Origin of the sequence: Pseudomonas sp. GD04158, from assembly GCF_029834875.1 — a bacterium.
GTDB lineage: Bacteria > Pseudomonadota > Gammaproteobacteria > Pseudomonadales > Pseudomonadaceae > Aquipseudomonas > Aquipseudomonas hydrolytica.
Genome location: NZ_JAODYT010000028.1, coordinates 1 through 16,712 on the forward strand (window position 1 = coordinate 1; position 16,712 = coordinate 16,712).

The following is a 16,712-nucleotide window of genomic DNA, read 5'->3' on the forward strand; positions in this document are numbered from 1 at the left end:
GGCCTTAGCGAGCAGGTCGAAGCCTTCGAGCGGGCGCTGATCGCCGCCGAGCTGAGCCGCCCGCATGGCTCGCTGCGCAGCCTGGCCGAGGCGCTGGGCGTGCCGCGCAAGACCCTGCACGACAAGCTGCGCAAGCACGGCCTGAATTTCTCCGGCGCTGGCGGAAGCTCGCCAGAGGATTTCGACTGACTGGCGGCAAACCGCCAAACGCGCTGCCGGCACGCCTCGGCCGGCAGCCGGCAGAATGCCACCAAGGCCCGTAGAACGGGCTTTACCGGCGCACCGACAGCGCGCTCATGCGGACTGGCACAAGGGTTGCTCTAGGCAAACTCCAAGCGAACCCACAAGTACAAGTCCAGGCCTCGCTGACGCCCCCGGCGTTTTTCCCCAAGCCGCCTAGACTTGCCCTTGTTCGTTCGTCAGCAGCGCTTCGGCGCCAATGCGATAAACACAACAAGAGGAAGCATCCGCATGTTCAAACTGTCTGCCAAGGCGCTGGTCTGCGCCCTGTCCCTGTCCATCGCTGGCGTGGTTCACGCTGCCGATCCGATCGTCATCAAGTTCTCCCATGTGGTTGCCGAGCACACCCCGAAAGGTCAGGGTGCCGTTCTGTTCAAGCAACTGGCCGAGGAGCGTCTGGCTGGCAAGGTCAAGGTCGAGGTCTACCCGAACTCCTCGCTGTTCGGCGACGGCAAGGAAATGGAAGCGCTGCTGCTCGGCGACGTGCAGATGATCGCCCCGTCCCTGGCCAAGTTCGAGCATTACACCAAGCAGCTGCAGGTGTTCGACCTGCCGTTCCTGTTCGACGACATGGCTGCGGTGGATCGCTTCCAGAAGAGCGCTGAAGGCCAGAAGCTGCTGACCTCCATGACCGACAAGGGCATCACCGGCCTGGCCTACTGGCACAACGGCCTGAAGCAGCTGTCGGCCAACAAGCCGCTGCTCGAGCCCAAGGACGCCCGGGGTCTGAAGTTCCGCGTACAGGCTTCCGCAGTGCTGGAAGAGCAGTTCAAGGCCGTGCGCGCCAACCCGCGCAAGATGAGCTTCGCCGAGGTCTATCAGGGCCTGCAGACTGGCGTGGTCAACGGTGCCGAGAACCCCTACTCGAACATCTACAGCCAGAAGATGCACGAAGTGCAGAAGTACATCACCGAGTCCAACCACGGCCTGCTCGACTACATGGTGATCACCAACACCAAGTTCTGGGACGGCCTGCCGGCAGACGTGCGTGACGAGCTGAGCAAGATCATGGACGAGGTCACCGTCGAGGTGAACAAGCAGGCTGACGCCCTCAACGAAGGCGACAAGCAGCGCATCCTCGAAGCCGGCAGCACCGAAATCCTGACGCTGACTCCGGAGCAGCGCAATCAGTGGCGCGAAGCCATGCAGCCGGTATGGAAGAAGTTCGAAGGCGAGATCGGCGCCGATCTGATCAAGGCTGCACAAGCGGCCAACCAGCAGTAAGGCCGGAGAGCCGTAGGGTGGGCGGTATCGGCAGATAGCGACCCACCACGGTGCCCGCGCGGGCACCGTCATGCTGCAACCGGTGGGTCGGCCCAGCTGCCCCACCCTACGCCCTTTCCATTCGGGAGAACCGACCATGAACGCCTTGCGGCGCGTCTGGGAGCACTTCGAGGAAGGCTTCATCGCTTTCCTCCTGGCGGCCATGACGCTGATCACTTTCGTCTACGTGATCCTCAACAACTTCTACACCCTGTTCTACTGGCTGGGTGACACCTTCGGCGGTAACGAGACTCTGCTCGCTATCGGCGACTTCATTCTCGACATGGCCCAGGCGATGACCTGGAGCAATGCCCTGACCAAGGCCCTGTTCGGCTGGCTGATCTTCTTCGGCCTGGCCTATGGCGTGCGCACCGCCGGCCACATCGGCGTCGATGCCCTGGTCAAGCTCGCCCCGCGCGGTATCCAGCGCATCATCGGCGTGATCGCCTGCCTGTGCTGCCTGGGCTACGCCGGCCTGATCGCGGTCGGCAGCTTCGACTGGGTCCGCACCCTGTTCATCGCCGGCATCGGTGCCGAAGACCTCGGCCACTACGGCATTCAGCAGTGGCACATCGGCATGATCGTGCCCTTCGGCTACGCCATGGTGTTCGTCCGCTTCCTCGAGATCCTGGTGCGCATCCTGCGCAATCAGCAGACCGGCCTGGGTCTGGCCGACGAGGCCGCCGACGCCCTGAAGGTCAATGAGCACGAGGAGCCCAAGCAATGACCGTCCTGTTCCTCTTCCTGCTGCTGTTCCTGCTGATGTTCATCGGCGTGCCGATCGCTGCGTCGCTCGGCCTGGCCGGCTCGATCACCATCATGCTGTTCAGCCCCGACTCGGTGCGCTCGCTGGCGATCAAGCTGTTCGAGACCTCCGAGCACTACACCCTGCTGGCCATCCCGTTCTTCCTGCTCTCCGGTGCCTTCATGACCACCGGCGGCGTGGCCCGTCGCCTGATCGACTTCGCCAACGCCTGCGTCGGCCACATCCGTGGCGGCCTGGCCATCGGTGCGGTGCTGGCGTGCATGCTGTTCGCCGCACTGTCCGGCTCCTCGCCGGCCACCGTGGCCGCGGTCGGCTCCATCGCCATCGCCGGCATGGTGCGTTCCGGTTATCCGCAGGCCTTCGGCGCCGGCATCGTGTGCAACGCCGGTACCCTGGGCATCCTGATTCCGCCGTCGATCGTGATGGTGGTGTACGCCGCCGCCACCGAGCAGTCGGTGGGCAAGCTGTTCATGGCCGGCGTGGTGCCCGGCGTGATGCTCGGCCTGGCGCTGATGATCGCGATCTACATCGTCGCGCGCATCAAGAAGCTGCCGGCCCTGCCGCGCGCCAGCTTCCGCGAGTGGCTGCGCGCTGCGCGCGAGGCGTTCTGGGGTCTGCTGCTGATGGTGATCATCCTCGGCGGTATCTACAGCGGCATGTTCACGCCCACCGAGGCCGCGGCCGTGGCGGCGGTCTACGCCGGCTTCGTCGCGCTGTTCGTGTACAAGGACCTGACCATCCGCGAGTGCCCGAAGGTGCTGCTGGAGTCCGGCAAGCTGACCATCATGCTGATGTTCATCATCGCCAACGCCATGCTCTTCGCCCACGTGCTGACCACCGAGCAGATCCCGCAACAGATCACCGCCTGGGTGGTGGAGCTGGGCCTGCAGCCCTGGCAGTTCCTGCTGGTGGTGAACATCGTGCTGCTGGTGGCCGGGGCCTTCATGGAGCCCTCGGCGATCATCCTGATCCTCGCGCCGATCCTCTTCCCCATCGCCATGCAGCTGGGCATCGACCCGATCCACCTGGGCATCATCATGGTGGTGAACATGGAGATCGGCCTGATCACGCCACCCGTGGGACTGAACCTGTTCGTCACCTCGGCGGTGACCGGCATGCCGCTGACCCACGTGATTCGCGCCGCCCTGCCGTGGCTGATGATGCTGATCAGCTTCCTGATGGTGATCACCTACATCCCGGCCGTGTCCATGACCCTGCCGAACCTGCTCGGTATGTGAACCACGCTATCCAACGCTGCTTCTTTGGTACTTTGTGTACCGACTCCGCCCGGCCTGAGTGCCGGGCTTTTTTTTTGCGCCGCACCAACTTCCATCAGCTCTCGCAACGCGCTGTTGTGCGCAGAATCGCCCGGCTTGGCGTAAAGTCGCCTGCACACTCGCTAAGGAGCCGGATGCATGATCAGAAGCAGCCTGAAATCCATCGTCACCACCTGGCTGACCGGCCTGCTGTCACTGCTGCCCCTGGTGCTCACCCTGGCCCTGCTGGCCTGGATCTTCAGCCTGCTCAACCGCCTGGTCGGGCCCTCGACCCTGATTGGCCAGTTGTTCGCCGCACTCGGCCAGCCGTTCTCCAGCAACAGCTACCTGGCCTATCTGCTCGGCAGCCTGGTGCTGCTGGCCAGCCTTTATCCACTGGGCCTGGCGGTGCAGATGGGGCTGCGCAGGCCGCTGTCCTGGCTGCTCGATCGCACCCTGCGGCGCACCCCGCTGATCGGCAACTTCTACAACCTGGCCGACCGCTTCGTCGGCCTGCTGGACAAGAGCAAGAACCCGGATATCACCACCATGGCACCGGTCTGGTGCTTCTTCGGCGGCGAGGGTGTCGCCGTACTTGCCCTGCGCCCCAGCTCGGAAACCATCGAGCTGGAGGGACGCCCCTACTGCGCGATCCTGGTCCCCACCGCGCCGATCCCGGTCGGCGGTGGCCTGCTCTATGTGCCGCAGGCGTGGATTCGTCCGGCCGAGATGGGCGTCGATCAGCTCACCAGCATCTACGTTTCCATGGGCCTCACCCCGCCGCCGGGCAAACGCCATCCCGAACGCGGCACGCCGACCCCGCCAGCACCGACCAGCCCCTAGCCCAGCGGCAGGCTGGTGGTCGACTTGATCTCCGACAGGGCGACGATGGAGTTGACCTCCTGGATCCCCGGCACCAGCGACAGCTTCTCGAAGAAGAAGCGCTCGTAGGCCTCGATGTCACGGGTGACGATGCGCAGCATGAAGTCCACCGCTCCCATCAGCACGTGACATTCCAGTACCTCGGGAAACTCGCGCATGGCCTCGGCGAACTCGGTGAGGTTGGAGCGGCCATGGGCGTTGAGCTTGACCTGGGCGAAGACCTGGGTGTGCAGACCGATACGCTTGCGATCGAGCAGGGTCACCTGCTTGCGGATCACCCCCTCCTCCTTGAGGCGCTGGATGCGGCGCCAGCAGGGCGATTGCGACAAGCCGACGCGCGCGGCGATCTCGCCGGTGGACAGGCCGGCATCCTCCTGCAACAAGGCAAGAATGCGCTGATCGTACGAATCCAGAGCTACGGACATAAAAAATCCCTCAGACAGCCAATACAGGGCAAGACTATCCACAAGATCTAGGTTTTCCCACTAAACCAGGCAGAACTTTTGCCGCCGGAAAGCGGAAACTTAGGCAAAACCTGCCCGAGTGACCGCCATGCCCGATACCACGCCGTTTCCCGCCCTGCCTCAGCGCCGCGATCCCTGGCAGGATCGCGCCGATGCCTGCGTCGAATACCAGTTGCGCACCGATGCCGAAGCCGACGTGATGTGCCGCCTGCTCGGGCTGTTCGCCCAATTGCAGCTGCTCCCCGAGGCTCTGCACATGGAACGCTTGCAGGACGACCTGCACATCAGCCTGCGCCTGCCCGGCCTCTCGCTGCACCGGGCCGGCGTGCTGGCGCAGAAACTGCGCGGTCTGGTGTGCGTGTGGCAGGTGGATTGGCAGCATCTGGATCACAGCCTGGAGACGGAGGTGGCCTGAAGCGGGCGCTCGATCACGCCGGCCCCTTCGCCCTGCCGGCGCTTTTCGGGCATCCTAGTTCGGCTACCCTTGTCCAGGCCGACCCCGAGGAGCCCGCATGTCCGCATTTGCCGCCACCGCCCAAGACCGCGTACTGGATCTTGGCGACCTGCTGCGCGAGCTGGTTGCCCAGGGCCGGGTCGCCCAGGAGGTGGCCGAGCAGTGCCTGGCGATTCGCCGCAGTTCGCTGAACAACACCCAGCACCCGCTGGAATTCCTCGCGGCGCAGCAGGTCGACGACCTGACCCGCCCGGGCAAGAAACTCGATCTGGAAACCCTTACCGTCTGGCTGGCCAACTTCGCCGGCCAACCCTACCTGCGCATCGACCCGCTGAAGATCGACGTACCGGCCATCACCCCATTGATGTCCTACGCCTTCGCCCAGCGTCACAAGATCCTTGCCGTGGCGGTGGACAGCGAGAGCGTGACCATCGCCAGCAGCCAGCCGCTGGTGCACAGCTGGGAAGCCAACCTGATCCACGTGCTCAAGCGCCCGATCAAGCGCGTGGTGGCCAACCCGGCGGACATCCAGCGCTTCACCACCGAGTTCTATCGCCTGGCCCGCTCGGTCAGCGGTGCCAATGCCACCGACCAGAAGATCAGCGGCGTCGGCAACTTCGAGCAATTGCTCAGCCTTGGCGCCCAGGATCAGGAGCCGGACGCCAACGATGCGCACATCGTCAACATCGTCGACTGGCTGTTCCAGTACGCCTTCCAGCAGCGCGCCAGCGATATCCACATCGAACCGCGCCGCGAGCAGGGCACCGTGCGCTTTCGCATCGACGGCGTGCTGCACAACGTCTACCAGTTCCCCGCCCAGGTCACCATGGCGGTGGTCAGCCGCCTGAAGAACCTCGGCCGCATGAACATCGCCGAAAAGCGCAAACCCCAGGACGGCCGGGTCAAGACCAAGACTCCGGACGGCGGCGAGGTGGAGCTGCGCCTGTCCACCCTGCCCACCGCCTTCGGCGAGAAGATGGTGATGCGTATCTTCGACCCCGAGGTGCTGCTGAAGAGCCCGGACCAGCTCGGCTTCTCCCCGGACGATCTGCGCCGCTGGCATAGCATGACGAGCCAGCCCAACGGCATCATCCTGGTCACCGGCCCCACCGGCTCGGGCAAGACCACCACGCTCTACACCACGCTCAAGCAACTGGCCACGCCGGAGGTGAACGTCTGCACCATCGAGGACCCGATCGAGATGATCGAGGGCGCCTTCAACCAGATGCAGGTGCAGCACAATATCGACCTGACCTTCGCCAGCGGCGTGCGCGCCCTGATGCGCCAGGACCCGGACATCATCATGGTCGGCGAGATTCGCGACCTGGAAACCGCCGAGATGGCCATCCAGGCCGCACTCACCGGTCACCTGGTACTCTCCACCCTGCACACCAACGATGCCCCCAGCGCCATCACCCGCCTGCTGGAACTGGGCGTGCCGCACTACCTGCTCAAGGCCACCATCCTCGGCGTCATGGCCCAGCGCCTGGTGCGTACCCTGTGCCCGCACTGCAAGGCACCGGTGCAGCTGGACGAAGACACCTGGAACGGCCTGACCCGGCCCTGGAGCTCGCCACTGCCGACCCAGGCGCACCACGCCGTCGGTTGCCTGGAATGTCGCGAAACCGGCTACCGCGGCCGCGCCGGCGTCTACGAGATCATGCTGATCAACGACGCCATCAAGCCGCTGATCAGCGCCGACACCGACCTCACCGCCCTGCGCCGCGCGGCCTTCAAGGATGGCATGCGCAGCCTGCGCCTGTCCGGTGCGCAGAAGATCGCCGCGGGCCTGACCACCATCGAGGAAGTGCTGCGCGTCACGCCGCAGAGCGAGCATCGCTGAGTTCAGCGCGCCCCTGCGGCGAGTTGGCGGCACGGCGACAGCGCGGACGCATCCAGCCAGCGCGGGTCGGAATGCCAGGCGAAGAGGAACTGACCGCCCACCAGCTGATCGACCACCGTTCGCGCCACCTCCTGCCTGACCGCCGGACAGCCCAGGCTGCGCCCCAGACGGCCGTGCGCCTGCAGCCAGCCGGAGCTCACGTAGTCGGCGCCATGGATGACGATGGCGCGCTCGCGCGCCCGATCGTTGAGGCCGGGCTCCAGGCCATCCATGCGCAGCGAGTAGCCGTGCTTGCCGCTGTAGCTTTCCGCGGTGCGAAACAGGCCGAGGCTGCTCTGGTGGCTCCCCGGCTCGTTGGAAAACAGCGCGGCGACATCCTCGCCGGAGCCACGCCCATGGGCGACCAGATCGCGCAGCAGCAGGCGCCTGCCCTGCAGGTCGAAGATCCACAGGCGCCGTGCGCTGGAGGGCTGCGAGTAATCGATCACCGCCAGCCGACTGGCAGCCCCTGCGCCCCGACTCTGCGCACAGCGCATGGCGCCGAGCGCCTGGCGCAGGGCCTGCACTTCAAGCTCGGGCGCCTGCCTGGTCAGCGCCTCGAACAGCTCGTCGGCGCACGCGCTCGCGGCGCCAAACACACCGAACAGCAGCACCAGAGCATGACGGCCAATGGCTCGAAACATCGACCTGCCCTCTCCTCCCGCAAGACATCTGTCATACGAGCGAAGATAGCCCAATGGCCAGGCTCGCGGCAGCTCGGCGGACGGACAGCGAACACTCTGCCGACAATGAGCGCCAGGTCACGTCTGCGCCCAGCCGGCAACGCCGGCACCAGGCACTGAGAAGGGGTCGGCGGCAGGCGCATAGCGACTATGCTTAGATGCCAGAAGGCCACTGCGCACCTTGCGCAGGGCCGCTCATATGCGCACGAGGGAGATCGCACTATGGAAATCGGTGGCGTCCTGCTGCTGTTCGTCGGCCTGGCCGTGGCCATCGTCTACATGGGGTTCAAGGTGGTGCCGCAGGGCTCGGAATGGACGGTGGAGCGCTTCGGCCGCTACACCACCACGCTCAAGCCCGGCCTCAACATCATCGTCCCGGTGATGGACCGTATCGGCCGCAAGCTCAACGTGATGGAAAGCGTGCTCGATATCCCGCCGCAGGAGGTGATCAGCGCCGATAACGCCATCGTGCAGATCGATGCGGTGTGCTTCTTCCAGGTGATCAATGCGGCCCAGGCCGCCTACGAGGTCAACGACCTGGAGCACGCCATCCGCAACCTGGTGATGACCAACATCCGTACCGTGCTCGGCTCCATGGAGCTGGACGCCATGCTCAGCCAGCGCGATGCGATCAACGAGCGTCTGCTCAAGACCGTGGACGAAGCCACCGCCCCCTGGGGTATCAAGATCACCCGGATCGAGATCAAGGACATCAGCCCGCCCGCCGACCTGGTCGAGGCCATGGCCAGCCAGATGAAGGCCGAACGCCTCAAGCGCGCACAGATTCTCGAAGCCGAAGGCTCGCGCTCGGCCGCCATCCTCACCGCAGAGGGGCACAAGCAGGCGGAGATTCTCCGTGCCGAGGGCGAGCGCCAGGCCGCCTTCCTCGAAGCCGAGGCTCGCGAGCGGGCAGCCCAGGCCGAAGCGGAGGCGACTCGCGTGGTATCCCAGGCGATTGCCGAGGGCAACGTGCAGGCGGTCAATTATTTCGTCGCCCAGAAATACGTCGAGGCGCTCGGGCAACTGGCATCGGCCAACAACAGCAAGGTGGTGCTGATGCCGCTGGAGGCCAGCCAGGTGATCGGCGCGGTGGGCGGCATCGGCGAAATCGTCAGGGCCACCTTCGGCGCCGATGCTACAGGCGGGAAGCGGGGCTGATCGATGATCCATTACCTGCAACACCTGTCTTTCTGGGACTGGCTGGCGCTGGCCACTGTCCTGCTGATACTCGAAGTCTTCGGCGCTGGCGGCTACCTGCTGTGGATCGGCCTGGCCGCCGCCTGCGTCGGCGTGCTCACCTATCTGTTTCCCGAGCTGCCCTGGGTCTGGCAGTTCTTCCTGTTCGGCCTGCTGGCCATCCTCACTGCCGTGGTCTGGTGGCGCCGTCAACGCAGCATGCTGCGCCCCAGCGACCAGCCCGGCCTCAACCGCCGCGGCAGCGAACTGCTCGGCCGGCGCTTCGCCCTGCACGAGCCCATCGTCGGCGGTCGCGGCAAGATCAAGGCTGGCGACAGCCTGTGGCTGGTCAGCGGACCTGACCTGCCGGTAGGCAGTCAGGTCAAGGTCGTGGCCCAGGACGGCGTGATTCTGCGAGTCGAGCAGGACGCCTGAGCGAACGCGAAAGAGGCCATTCGACGGTGGCCGGTCATGGCGACCGGCCATCGCCCACAAGGAACCACAAGGGGCCCGCACGACTCTGAGCAAGGGAGTCAATCCACAGGAGTACCCCCCATGCGAGTAATGAGCCGAGCCGCCCTGGCGCTGAGCGCCGCCCTGATCGCTCAGACCGCCGCCGCCGATGGCCTGCTGCGCGACATTCTGTCTTCCGGCGCCACGACTGCGTCCACCTACCTGACCTTCAAGGATCGCAAGCTGGTCGCCGCCGCCGAAGAGGATGCCAGCAGCTTCGTCGCCAGCGCCGGAGAGATCCGTGGCCCGCATTTGGAAGCGGCGCTACAGCAGCTGCGCAGCGATAACCCGCAGTTGCGCGATAGCGACGACATGGCCCTGGCCAGCGCCATTCTCGCTGCCTCCGCGGCACCGCTGGATGCCAGCACCGCCGACGCACGCTGAGCGCAAGCGCGAAGCAGAATTGGCGGTCGATGCACCCGATATGGCCGGGGCAAGCGCATCCATTTGCGAGCGTCGCAAGGAGCTTGCCGCGCAGCAGCGGATTGGGTGTATTCAGCTAGTACGGGCTCTGCCAGTGGGCTCGCGCTGCAGCCGACCGATATCGCGTTCATAAAAAATGCCCGCATCCAATGGATGCGGGCATTTTCATCAAGCCTCCGGAACGACAGGCCTGCAACAGGCCTTCCGGAGAGCTGCCGACTTACAGCAGCGGCAGGGTGTAGCTGACGATCAGACGGTTCTGGTCGGCGTCGGCGGTAGAGGTGTTGCCACGCAGCACACCGTGGCGCCAGCCCAGACCCAGGCCCTTCAGGGCACCTTCCTGGAACACGTAATCCAGGGCGATGTCGCGCTCCCACTCCTTGGCCTCGTTGGCGCCAGCAACCTGAATGTTGGTGCCTTTCAGGTAGATCACCGACGCTTTCAGACCCGGAGCACCCAGGTTGGCGAAATCGTAGCTGTACTGACCGAAGGTGGTGCGTTCGCCGGCACGGGTAAAGCTGTTAACCAGGCGGTCGGTCAGCAGGTACACGCTGGCACCAGCGGAACCTTCGATGCCACCCTGGTTCAGCTGCACGAAGTTGCTGTCTTCAGAAACGCGCTGATGACCCAGCATCACGGCATGGCTGCCCAGGCTGTAAGTGAACGCGGCGCTCCAGGTGTTGTTGTCGATCTTGCCATCGCCATTACGGGTGTAACCGCCCACCGAGTAGCCGGCTTCTTTACCGTTCTTGCCATCGGAATTGGTGCGGAAATAGCGCAGATCGGTCTTCAGGGTGCCTTCACCCAGCGCCAGGTTGTGGCCCAGGCCGGCGAAGTGCTGCTTGTAGTAGTCTTCGAGGTTGGCGTAGTAGTACTGAGCAGTCAGGTCGCTGTTTACTTTCCAGTCACCACCGGCGAAGTAGAACTTGTTGCTGGCTTCGCTGCCGCCGGCAACCGACAAACCGGTGCTGTTGCTCGAAGCACGGCCTACGGCGTGCTCGATCTGACCGGCAGTCAGGGTCAGGTTGTCGATTTCGTTAGAGGTGATCTGACCACCTTCGAACAACTGCGGCAGCAGACGGCCGTCGTTGGATACCAGGATCGGCAGGCGCGGAGTCAGGGTGCCGATACGTGCCTCGGTCTTGGAAACACGGACCTTACCGGTCAGACCGCCCTTGCTGAACTCATCAACGGCGCTGCCATCGCTTTCCAGCGGGAACAGAGCACCCGGGGTGCGATCACGACCAGTCTTGTTGGCACGGCCACCGGAGTCCAGCTTCACACCCAGCAGGCCTACCGCATCAACACCGAAGCCTACGGTGCCTTCGGTGAAACCGGAGGTGTAGTTGAAGATGAAGCCTTGGCCCCACTCCTTCGCTTCACCGTTGTTGTTGGCGGTGTTCTTGGTGTTGTGGTCGAAGTAGAAGTTGCGCAGAGTCAGGTTGGCCTTGCTGTCACCGATGAAGTCAGCAACGGCTACTTGGCTCAGGCCCAGGGTGCTGGCGGCTACGGCCAGTGCCAGGGAGGTCTTTCTCATTATGTTTCTCTCCAGTGTGTTTAAGGTGACGCTTCGTCCGGACACAGACTTCGGCACGAAGAGGCAGGCCGGAACGAATGGGGCATACGCACCCGCACGCCAGGACACGGCTCGAGGCCTGGCCGAAACGGATGCGGAAGAAACTCAGGAAGAACGGAACAACGGCGCGCGCGCAGGGGCAGCCGAGATGAGGCGGGCAGAGTGGTGCATGGTGGTGCTCTCACGTCGTTGTTATTTTGCGCCGACATCCCAGCCGGCATCGTCCAGGGCCCTATGCAGGGACCGCGCCAGAATCAGGCAAGGCCATCGCAAGGCTTCTAGAACAGTAGGTTACAGTTTTTCTGCAGAGCAGTTACCGCTTGATGACCAGGCATGACCGGCAATTTTCCGCTTATGAGAACCCCCTCTCAGGCGGAAAATCGCCAAGCCCTCAGCCCAGGACGATCTGGTTCTTGCCCTGGCGCTTGGCCAGGTACATGGCGGCATCGGCGCGTGCATAGAGCGCGTCGAGGTTGACGTCGGCAGCGCGCATGCTGGTCAGCCCCTGGCTGACGGTGATGCCGAAGCTGACGCCCTCATGCTGGAAGCTCAGGCGTTGCACCTCGCGCTGCAAGCGCTCGGCTACCTGCAGGGCGACATCCGGTTCGCAGCCGGGGAACAGGGCAGCGAACTCCTCGCCACCGATGCGACCGAACAGGTCGCCGCGACGCAATGCGTTGGCGCCGCACTGCGCCAGACGCTGCAGCACCTGGTCACCGAGCTGATGACCGTACTGGTCGTTGATCTTCTTGAAGTCGTCGAGATCGAGCAGCAGGAAGGCCAGCGGGCTGCCGAACTTGCGCGCGTGCTCGAATTCGCGGCGGGCACATTCGAAGAAGTGCCGGCGATTGCTGCTCTGGGTCAGCACGTCGGTGGTGGCCAGACGATGCAGCTCGCCTTCCAGACGCTTCTTCTCGGTGATGTCCTCGGCGATGCCGACTATCACGCACCCCTGCCCTGCCGCCGAGCGTGGGCTAACGAAGCACTTGTCGCTGAGCCAGCGCAACTGGCCATCGGAGCGGATGATGCGGTACTCACGAAACTCCACTGCGCCGGTTTCCAGTACCTTGGCCAGGCTCTCGGCGGCGTAATCGAGATCGTCAGGGTAGATGCTGTTGCGCCACTCTCCGTAGTCGGCCAGCAGCAGGGCCGCGGAACGGCCGAAAATGCGTTCGTAGGCAGGGCTGACGTAGATCACCCGCTGCTCATCCCAATCGAACGCCCAGAGCGCGGCGTTGACGCTGCCGAGCAGGCTGCTGAACAGCTGTTCGCGCTCTCGCAGCCGCTCCACCTCGGCACGGCTGTGCAGCAGGGCCAGGGTCAGTTCTTCCAGCTCAGAAACACCGTTGCCTTGATCATCCATCACAGCGGCCATCCAATCCCTCGCATAAGCATAAAGTGAGCATAGTGCGAGCTGTTGGACAAAGACAAAGGCCCGCCGTTCGGCGGGCCCTTGGAGGAAATGCGCAGCGGTTTAGACTGCGGCGGCAGCGGGACGCAGCGAGTAGGTCTTGAGCTGCTCGGCGAACTCGCGCAGCGACTGGATGCCGCTGGCCTCGGCCTCATGCACCCACTGCTTCATGGCCTCGAGCATGTCGTGGCCGTTGCTGCTGGTCTTGACCCAGATCTGCTGCAGCGCCAGGCGCTTCTCGTAGATCACCTTGAGTGCCTGGCTTTGCGCCAGCAGGTCGGCGATGCGCGCGTGGTGCTGCTCTTCCAGCAGGCTCGGCTCACGCGACAGCAGGCGCTTGGCACGGCGGAACAGGTGACGAACGGACTCGTCGGCCTTGGCCACTTCCTGCTTGACCAGCGGTGCGATCACCAGCTTGCGGTACTGCGCCATGATCTGGAAGCGGTTGTTGAGGATGGCCATGGCGGTGTCCATGTCCAGGCTGCGCTTGCCTTCGACCCGATGGGCGATGGGCGCGACGCGCTGCACCTGGGCCAGACCGAGGAAGCTGAAGAGCTTGATCCAGGCCCAGCCCATGTCGAATTCCCACTTCTTCACCGACAGCTTGGCGCTGTTGGGGTAGGTGTGGTGATTGTTGTGCAGCTCCTCGCCGCCGATCAGGATGCCCCAGGGCACCAGGTTGGTGGCCGCGTCACGGCACTCGAAATTGCGATAGCCCACGGCATGGCCGAGACCGTTGATCACGCCGGCGGCCCATACCGGAATCCACATCATCTGGATTGCCCAGACGGTGATGCCGAGCACGCCGAACAGGGCCAGATCGATGATCGCCATCAGCGTTACGCCGCCGATCGGATAGCGGCTGTAGACATTGCGCTCGATCCAGTCGTCCGGACAGTTCTTGCCGTAGATACGCAGGGTTTCCTGGTTCTTCGCCTCTTCCTGATAGAGTTCGGCGCCTTTGCGCAGCACGGTGCCCAGCCCCTTGATCACCGGGCTGTGCGGATCATCGACGGTTTCGCACTTGGCGTGGTGCTTGCGGTGAATCGCGGTCCACTCGCGGGTGTTCTGGCCAGTCGTCAACCACAGCCAGAAACGGAAGAAATGCTTGAGCGCGGGGTGCAGTTCCAGCGCACGGTGCGCGGAGTAGCGGTGCAGATAGACGGTGACGCTGACGATGGTCACATGCGTCATCAGCAGGGTCGCAGCGATCAGCTGCCAGACCGAAAGGTCGAGTAAACCGTTGTACCACATGGACGCAGATGCCTCTTGAAAGGGAAACGCGGCTTGTCCTACAAGGACTCACCTGGGCGCATTATCGCTGACCCAAGACAGAAAACCAGTTGGTCTTTTAGATAAGAATGTTTCGGCCTCGAAGCATCTATACTGCCCAGCATTTACCGGGAGCGCAGCCACCAGCCCATGCGTATCGACATCGCCGCCTTGCGCCTGACCCTGGGCTACCTGCTGCTCGCCGGTCTGTGGATTCTTCTCAGCGACCAACTGTTGACCGTGCTGGGCCTGTCACTGGCCCAGCTGGAACGGCTGCAATCGCTCAAGGGCCTGATCTTCGTCGGCCTGACCGCGGCGTTGCTGTATCTGGTGCTGCATCGGCACGCCCAGCAGTACCGGCGCGCTCGCCTGCAACTGACCAGCAATGAGGAGCGCCTGCGCCTTGCCCTGGATGCCACCCGCGACGGGCTCTGGGATTGGGATTTCGCCGCCCGGCGGGTGTTCTTCTCCCCCAGCTACGCCGCCCTGCTCGGGTTGACCCCGCAGGCGCTTGGCGACACCCGCGATGCCTGGGCCGAACGCCTGCATCCGGAAGACCGCGAGCGGGTGCTGCAGGCACTGGCCGTCGACCAGCAGTACGACAGCTACGACAACGTTTACCGCCTGCGCCACGCCGACGGCACCTATCGCTGGTTCCACTCGCGCGGCCGCCTGTTGCGCGACGAAGGCGGGCGGCCACAGCGTTTCATCGGCATCGCCAGCGACATCACCCAGCAACGCGCCAACGACGAAAGCCTGCGCCAGGCTGCGGCCGTATTCGATGCCACGCAGGAAGGCGTGCTGGTCACCGACCCCGAGCAGCGCATCGTTCACGTCAACCCGGCCTTCAGCCGCATCACCGGCTACAGCGCCGAAGAGGTCCTGGGACAGCACCCCACCCTGCTCAAGTCCGGCCGTCACGACGCCGCCTTCTACCAGAGCCTGTGGCAAGCCCTGCACAATCGTGACGCCTGGAGCGGTGAGGTATGGAACCGGCGCAAGAGTGGCGAGATCTACCCGCAATGGCAGTGCATCCGCGTCATCCACGACGAGCATGGGCGCATCAGCCATTACGTCGCGGTGTTCTCCGACATCACCGCGCTCAAGCGCTCGCAGCGCGAACTCGACTACCTCGCCCATCACGACCCGCTGAGCAACCTGCCCAACCGGCTGCTGTTCACCGAGCGGATCGCCCACGCCCTCGAACGCAGCAAGAGCGAGCAACTGCGTGGCGCCGTGCTGCTGATCGATCTGGATCACTTCAAGCACATCAACGAAAGCCTTGGCCACAACGTCGGCGACCTGCTGCTCAAGAGCGTCGGCGAGCGATTGCAGCAGGACCTTCCCGGCGGCTGCACCCTGGCCCGCCTGGGTGGCGACGAATTCGGCCTGCTCAGCGAAACCTGTGCCGGCGCGCCCCAGGCCGCCGAGCTGGCGCAGAACCTGCTGCGCTGTCTGGAGGCGCCCTTTCGCCTCGATGAGCACGAGTTGTATATCGGCGCCAGCATCGGCATCAGCCTGTTTCCGGATGATGCCGACAGCGTCGAGCAGGTGCTGCGCAACGCCGACTCGGCCCTGTTCAAGGCCAAGAGCAGCGGGCGCGAGGGCTATGCCTTCTACGTGCAGGAACTGACCGATTACGCCCGTCAGCGCGTGGAGCTGGCCAGCAGCCTGCGCCACGCCCTGGACAATCATGAGCTACGGGTGTTCTACCAGCCGCTGCACGACTTGGAGAACGGCAACCCGGTCGGCATGGAAGCGCTGGTGCGCTGGCAGCATCCGCAGCGCGGCCTGATTCCCCCAGCGGAGTTCATCCCGATCGCCGAAGACAACGGCATGATCGGCCCCATCGATGCCTGGGTGCTGGAGCAGGCCTGTGGCCAGATGATGCGCTGGAATGCCGAAGGCTCTGCCCTGCGCTTCGTCGCGGTGAACGTCTCCAGCCGCCTGTTCAGCCGCGGCGAGCTTGATCTGAAGGTGGCCCAGGTCCTGGCGGAAACCGGCCTGTCGCCGCAGCAGCTGGAACTGGAGGTGACCGAGAGCGCGATCATGGAAGATCCCGATGCCGCCCTCTCCCTGCTGACCCGCCTGCGCGCCCTGGGCGTGCGCCTGGCCATCGACGACTTCGGTACCGGTTACAGCTCCCTGGCGCGCCTCAAGCGTCTGCCGGTGGACAAGCTCAAGCTCGACCAGAGCTTCGTGCGCGGCCTGCCGGACGACATCGAGGACGCCGCCATCGCTCGCGCCGTGATCGCGCTGGGCCATAGCCTGGGCCTGTACGTACTGGCCGAAGGCATCGAGTCGCCGGCTCAGGTGGACTTCCTGCGCGCCCTCGGCTGCGATTATGGCCAGGGCTATCACTTCGGCCGTCCCGCACCGGTAACCGCGAACCATGGCGGCACGCCGATGGCGACCGTGGCACAGGCCAGCCAGACCGATACGAGGAGCTGA

General features: G+C 64.5%; 16 protein-coding genes. 11 read left to right on the top strand and 5 right to left on the bottom strand.

All coding sequences use genetic code 11. The annotated features are described in order from the left end of the window. From N7333_RS12590 to N7333_RS12610, 5 genes are all read left to right on the top strand, one after another. Nucleotides 1-189: helix-turn-helix domain-containing protein (locus tag N7333_RS12590; protein WP_279858903.1), on the top strand; the 189-nt coding region annotated here is incomplete at its 5' end. Between the two features lie 282 nt (nt 190-471). Beyond that, nucleotides 472-1,464 carry a C4-dicarboxylate TRAP substrate-binding protein DctP gene (gene dctP, locus N7333_RS12595; protein ID WP_012020075.1) on the top strand — a complete coding sequence of 331 codons (993 nt, stop codon included), beginning with the start codon at nt 472-474 and terminating at the stop codon, nt 1,462-1,464. 136 nt (nt 1,465-1,600) lie between these two features. Continuing rightward, on the top strand, nt 1,601-2,230 hold the full coding sequence (locus tag N7333_RS12600) for a TRAP transporter small permease (protein WP_252576699.1): 630 nt from the start codon (nt 1,601-1,603) through the stop codon (nt 2,228-2,230). Then, nucleotides 2,227-3,507, top strand: coding sequence for a C4-dicarboxylate TRAP transporter large permease protein DctM (dctM, locus tag N7333_RS12605; RefSeq protein WP_012020076.1), 1,281 nt, complete (start codon nt 2,227-2,229; stop codon nt 3,505-3,507). The genes N7333_RS12600 and dctM overlap by 4 nt, the downstream gene beginning before the upstream one ends. A 177-nt stretch (nt 3,508-3,684) precedes the next feature. Then, nucleotides 3,685-4,368, top strand: coding sequence for a DUF502 domain-containing protein (locus tag N7333_RS12610; RefSeq protein ID WP_129484153.1), 684 nt, complete (start codon nt 3,685-3,687; stop codon nt 4,366-4,368). Here N7333_RS12610 and N7333_RS12615 read toward each other — a convergent pair. Continuing rightward, nucleotides 4,365-4,832: an Lrp/AsnC family transcriptional regulator gene (locus N7333_RS12615; RefSeq protein WP_129484152.1), complete on the bottom strand. Its 468-nt coding sequence runs from the start codon at nt 4,830-4,832 to the stop codon at nt 4,365-4,367. The two genes, N7333_RS12610 and N7333_RS12615, sit on opposite strands and share 4 nt — an antisense overlap. Before the next feature lie 127 nt (nt 4,833-4,959). On the opposite strand from N7333_RS12615, the gene N7333_RS12620 reads away from it, so the two are divergent. Both N7333_RS12620 and N7333_RS12625 read left to right on the top strand, forming a co-directional pair. Next, on the top strand, nt 4,960-5,286 hold the full coding sequence (locus tag N7333_RS12620; RefSeq protein ID WP_003242415.1) for a hypothetical protein: 327 nt from the start codon (nt 4,960-4,962) through the stop codon (nt 5,284-5,286). Nucleotides 5,287-5,383: 97 nt separating this feature from the next. Next, complete coding sequence (locus N7333_RS12625; RefSeq protein ID WP_003242416.1) at nt 5,384-7,168, top strand: GspE/PulE family protein; 1,785 nt, start codon at nt 5,384-5,386, stop codon at nt 7,166-7,168. Nucleotides 7,169-7,170: 2 nt separating this feature from the next. Here N7333_RS12625 and N7333_RS12630 read toward each other — a convergent pair whose 3' ends face one another. After that, a complete protein-coding gene (locus N7333_RS12630; RefSeq protein WP_129484151.1) occupies nt 7,171-7,851 on the bottom strand; it encodes a murein L,D-transpeptidase catalytic domain family protein in 681 nt (226 codons plus the stop codon). Nucleotides 7,852-8,112: 261 nt separating this feature from the next. On the opposite strand from N7333_RS12630, the gene N7333_RS12635 reads away from it, so the two are divergent. From N7333_RS12635 to N7333_RS12645, 3 genes are all read left to right on the top strand, one after another. Continuing rightward, nucleotides 8,113-9,048: an SPFH domain-containing protein gene (locus N7333_RS12635; RefSeq protein ID WP_003242419.1), complete on the top strand. Its 936-nt coding sequence runs from the start codon at nt 8,113-8,115 to the stop codon at nt 9,046-9,048. Nucleotides 9,049-9,051: 3 nt separating this feature from the next. Further along, entirely contained in the window at nt 9,052-9,501 is a 450-nt protein-coding gene (locus N7333_RS12640; protein WP_003242420.1) for an NfeD family protein, read from the top strand. A gap of 120 nt (nt 9,502-9,621) precedes the next feature. Then, entirely contained in the window at nt 9,622-9,963 is a 342-nt protein-coding gene (locus N7333_RS12645) for a DUF2388 domain-containing protein (protein WP_012020080.1), read from the top strand. Nucleotides 9,964-10,222: 259 nt separating this feature from the next. Here the strand turns inward: N7333_RS12645 and N7333_RS12650 are convergent, their stop codons facing one another. The 3 genes from N7333_RS12650 to desA all read right to left on the bottom strand — a co-directional run bounded on the left by N7333_RS12650 (nt 10,223) and on the right by desA (nt 14,243). After that, nucleotides 10,223-11,539 (bottom strand): OprD family porin, encoded by a 1,317-nt coding sequence (locus N7333_RS12650; RefSeq protein ID WP_129484150.1) that lies wholly within the window; start codon nt 11,537-11,539, stop codon nt 10,223-10,225. Nucleotides 11,540-11,969: 430 nt separating this feature from the next. Then, a complete protein-coding gene (locus N7333_RS12655; protein ID WP_254298597.1) occupies nt 11,970-12,941 on the bottom strand; it encodes a sensor domain-containing diguanylate cyclase in 972 nt (323 codons plus the stop codon). A 111-nt stretch (nt 12,942-13,052) separates the two neighbouring features. Continuing rightward, nucleotides 13,053-14,243: a delta-9 fatty acid desaturase DesA gene (gene desA / locus N7333_RS12660; RefSeq protein WP_003242424.1), complete on the bottom strand. Its 1,191-nt coding sequence runs from the start codon at nt 14,241-14,243 to the stop codon at nt 13,053-13,055. Between the two features lie 168 nt (nt 14,244-14,411). Here desA and N7333_RS12665 point away from each other — a divergent pair, with 168 nt between their 5' ends. After that, nucleotides 14,412-16,712 (top strand): GGDEF domain-containing phosphodiesterase, encoded by a 2,301-nt coding sequence (locus N7333_RS12665; RefSeq protein ID WP_129484148.1) that lies wholly within the window; start codon nt 14,412-14,414, stop codon nt 16,710-16,712.

Coding starts and splice junctions, on each gene's coding strand:
- dctP (WP_012020075.1), top strand. CDS start 472: ATGTTCAAACTGTCTGCCAAGGCGCTGGTCTGCGCCCTGTCCCTGTCC.
- N7333_RS12600 (WP_252576699.1), top strand. CDS start 1,601: ATGAACGCCTTGCGGCGCGTCTGGGAGCACTTCGAGGAAGGCTTCATC.
- dctM (WP_012020076.1), top strand. CDS start 2,227: ATGACCGTCCTGTTCCTCTTCCTGCTGCTGTTCCTGCTGATGTTCATC.
- N7333_RS12610 (WP_129484153.1), top strand. CDS start 3,685: ATGATCAGAAGCAGCCTGAAATCCATCGTCACCACCTGGCTGACCGGC.
- N7333_RS12615 (WP_129484152.1), bottom strand. CDS start 4,832: ATGTCCGTAGCTCTGGATTCGTACGATCAGCGCATTCTTGCCTTGTTG.
- N7333_RS12620 (WP_003242415.1), top strand. CDS start 4,960: ATGCCCGATACCACGCCGTTTCCCGCCCTGCCTCAGCGCCGCGATCCC.
- N7333_RS12625 (WP_003242416.1), top strand. CDS start 5,384: ATGTCCGCATTTGCCGCCACCGCCCAAGACCGCGTACTGGATCTTGGC.
- N7333_RS12630 (WP_129484151.1), bottom strand. CDS start 7,851: ATGTTTCGAGCCATTGGCCGTCATGCTCTGGTGCTGCTGTTCGGTGTG.
- N7333_RS12635 (WP_003242419.1), top strand. CDS start 8,113: ATGGAAATCGGTGGCGTCCTGCTGCTGTTCGTCGGCCTGGCCGTGGCC.
- N7333_RS12640 (WP_003242420.1), top strand. CDS start 9,052: ATGATCCATTACCTGCAACACCTGTCTTTCTGGGACTGGCTGGCGCTG.
- N7333_RS12645 (WP_012020080.1), top strand. CDS start 9,622: ATGCGAGTAATGAGCCGAGCCGCCCTGGCGCTGAGCGCCGCCCTGATC.
- N7333_RS12650 (WP_129484150.1), bottom strand. CDS start 11,539: ATGAGAAAGACCTCCCTGGCACTGGCCGTAGCCGCCAGCACCCTGGGC.
- N7333_RS12655 (WP_254298597.1), bottom strand. CDS start 12,941: ATGGATGATCAAGGCAACGGTGTTTCTGAGCTGGAAGAACTGACCCTG.
- desA (WP_003242424.1), bottom strand. CDS start 14,243: ATGTGGTACAACGGTTTACTCGACCTTTCGGTCTGGCAGCTGATCGCT.
- N7333_RS12665 (WP_129484148.1), top strand. CDS start 14,412: ATGCGTATCGACATCGCCGCCTTGCGCCTGACCCTGGGCTACCTGCTG.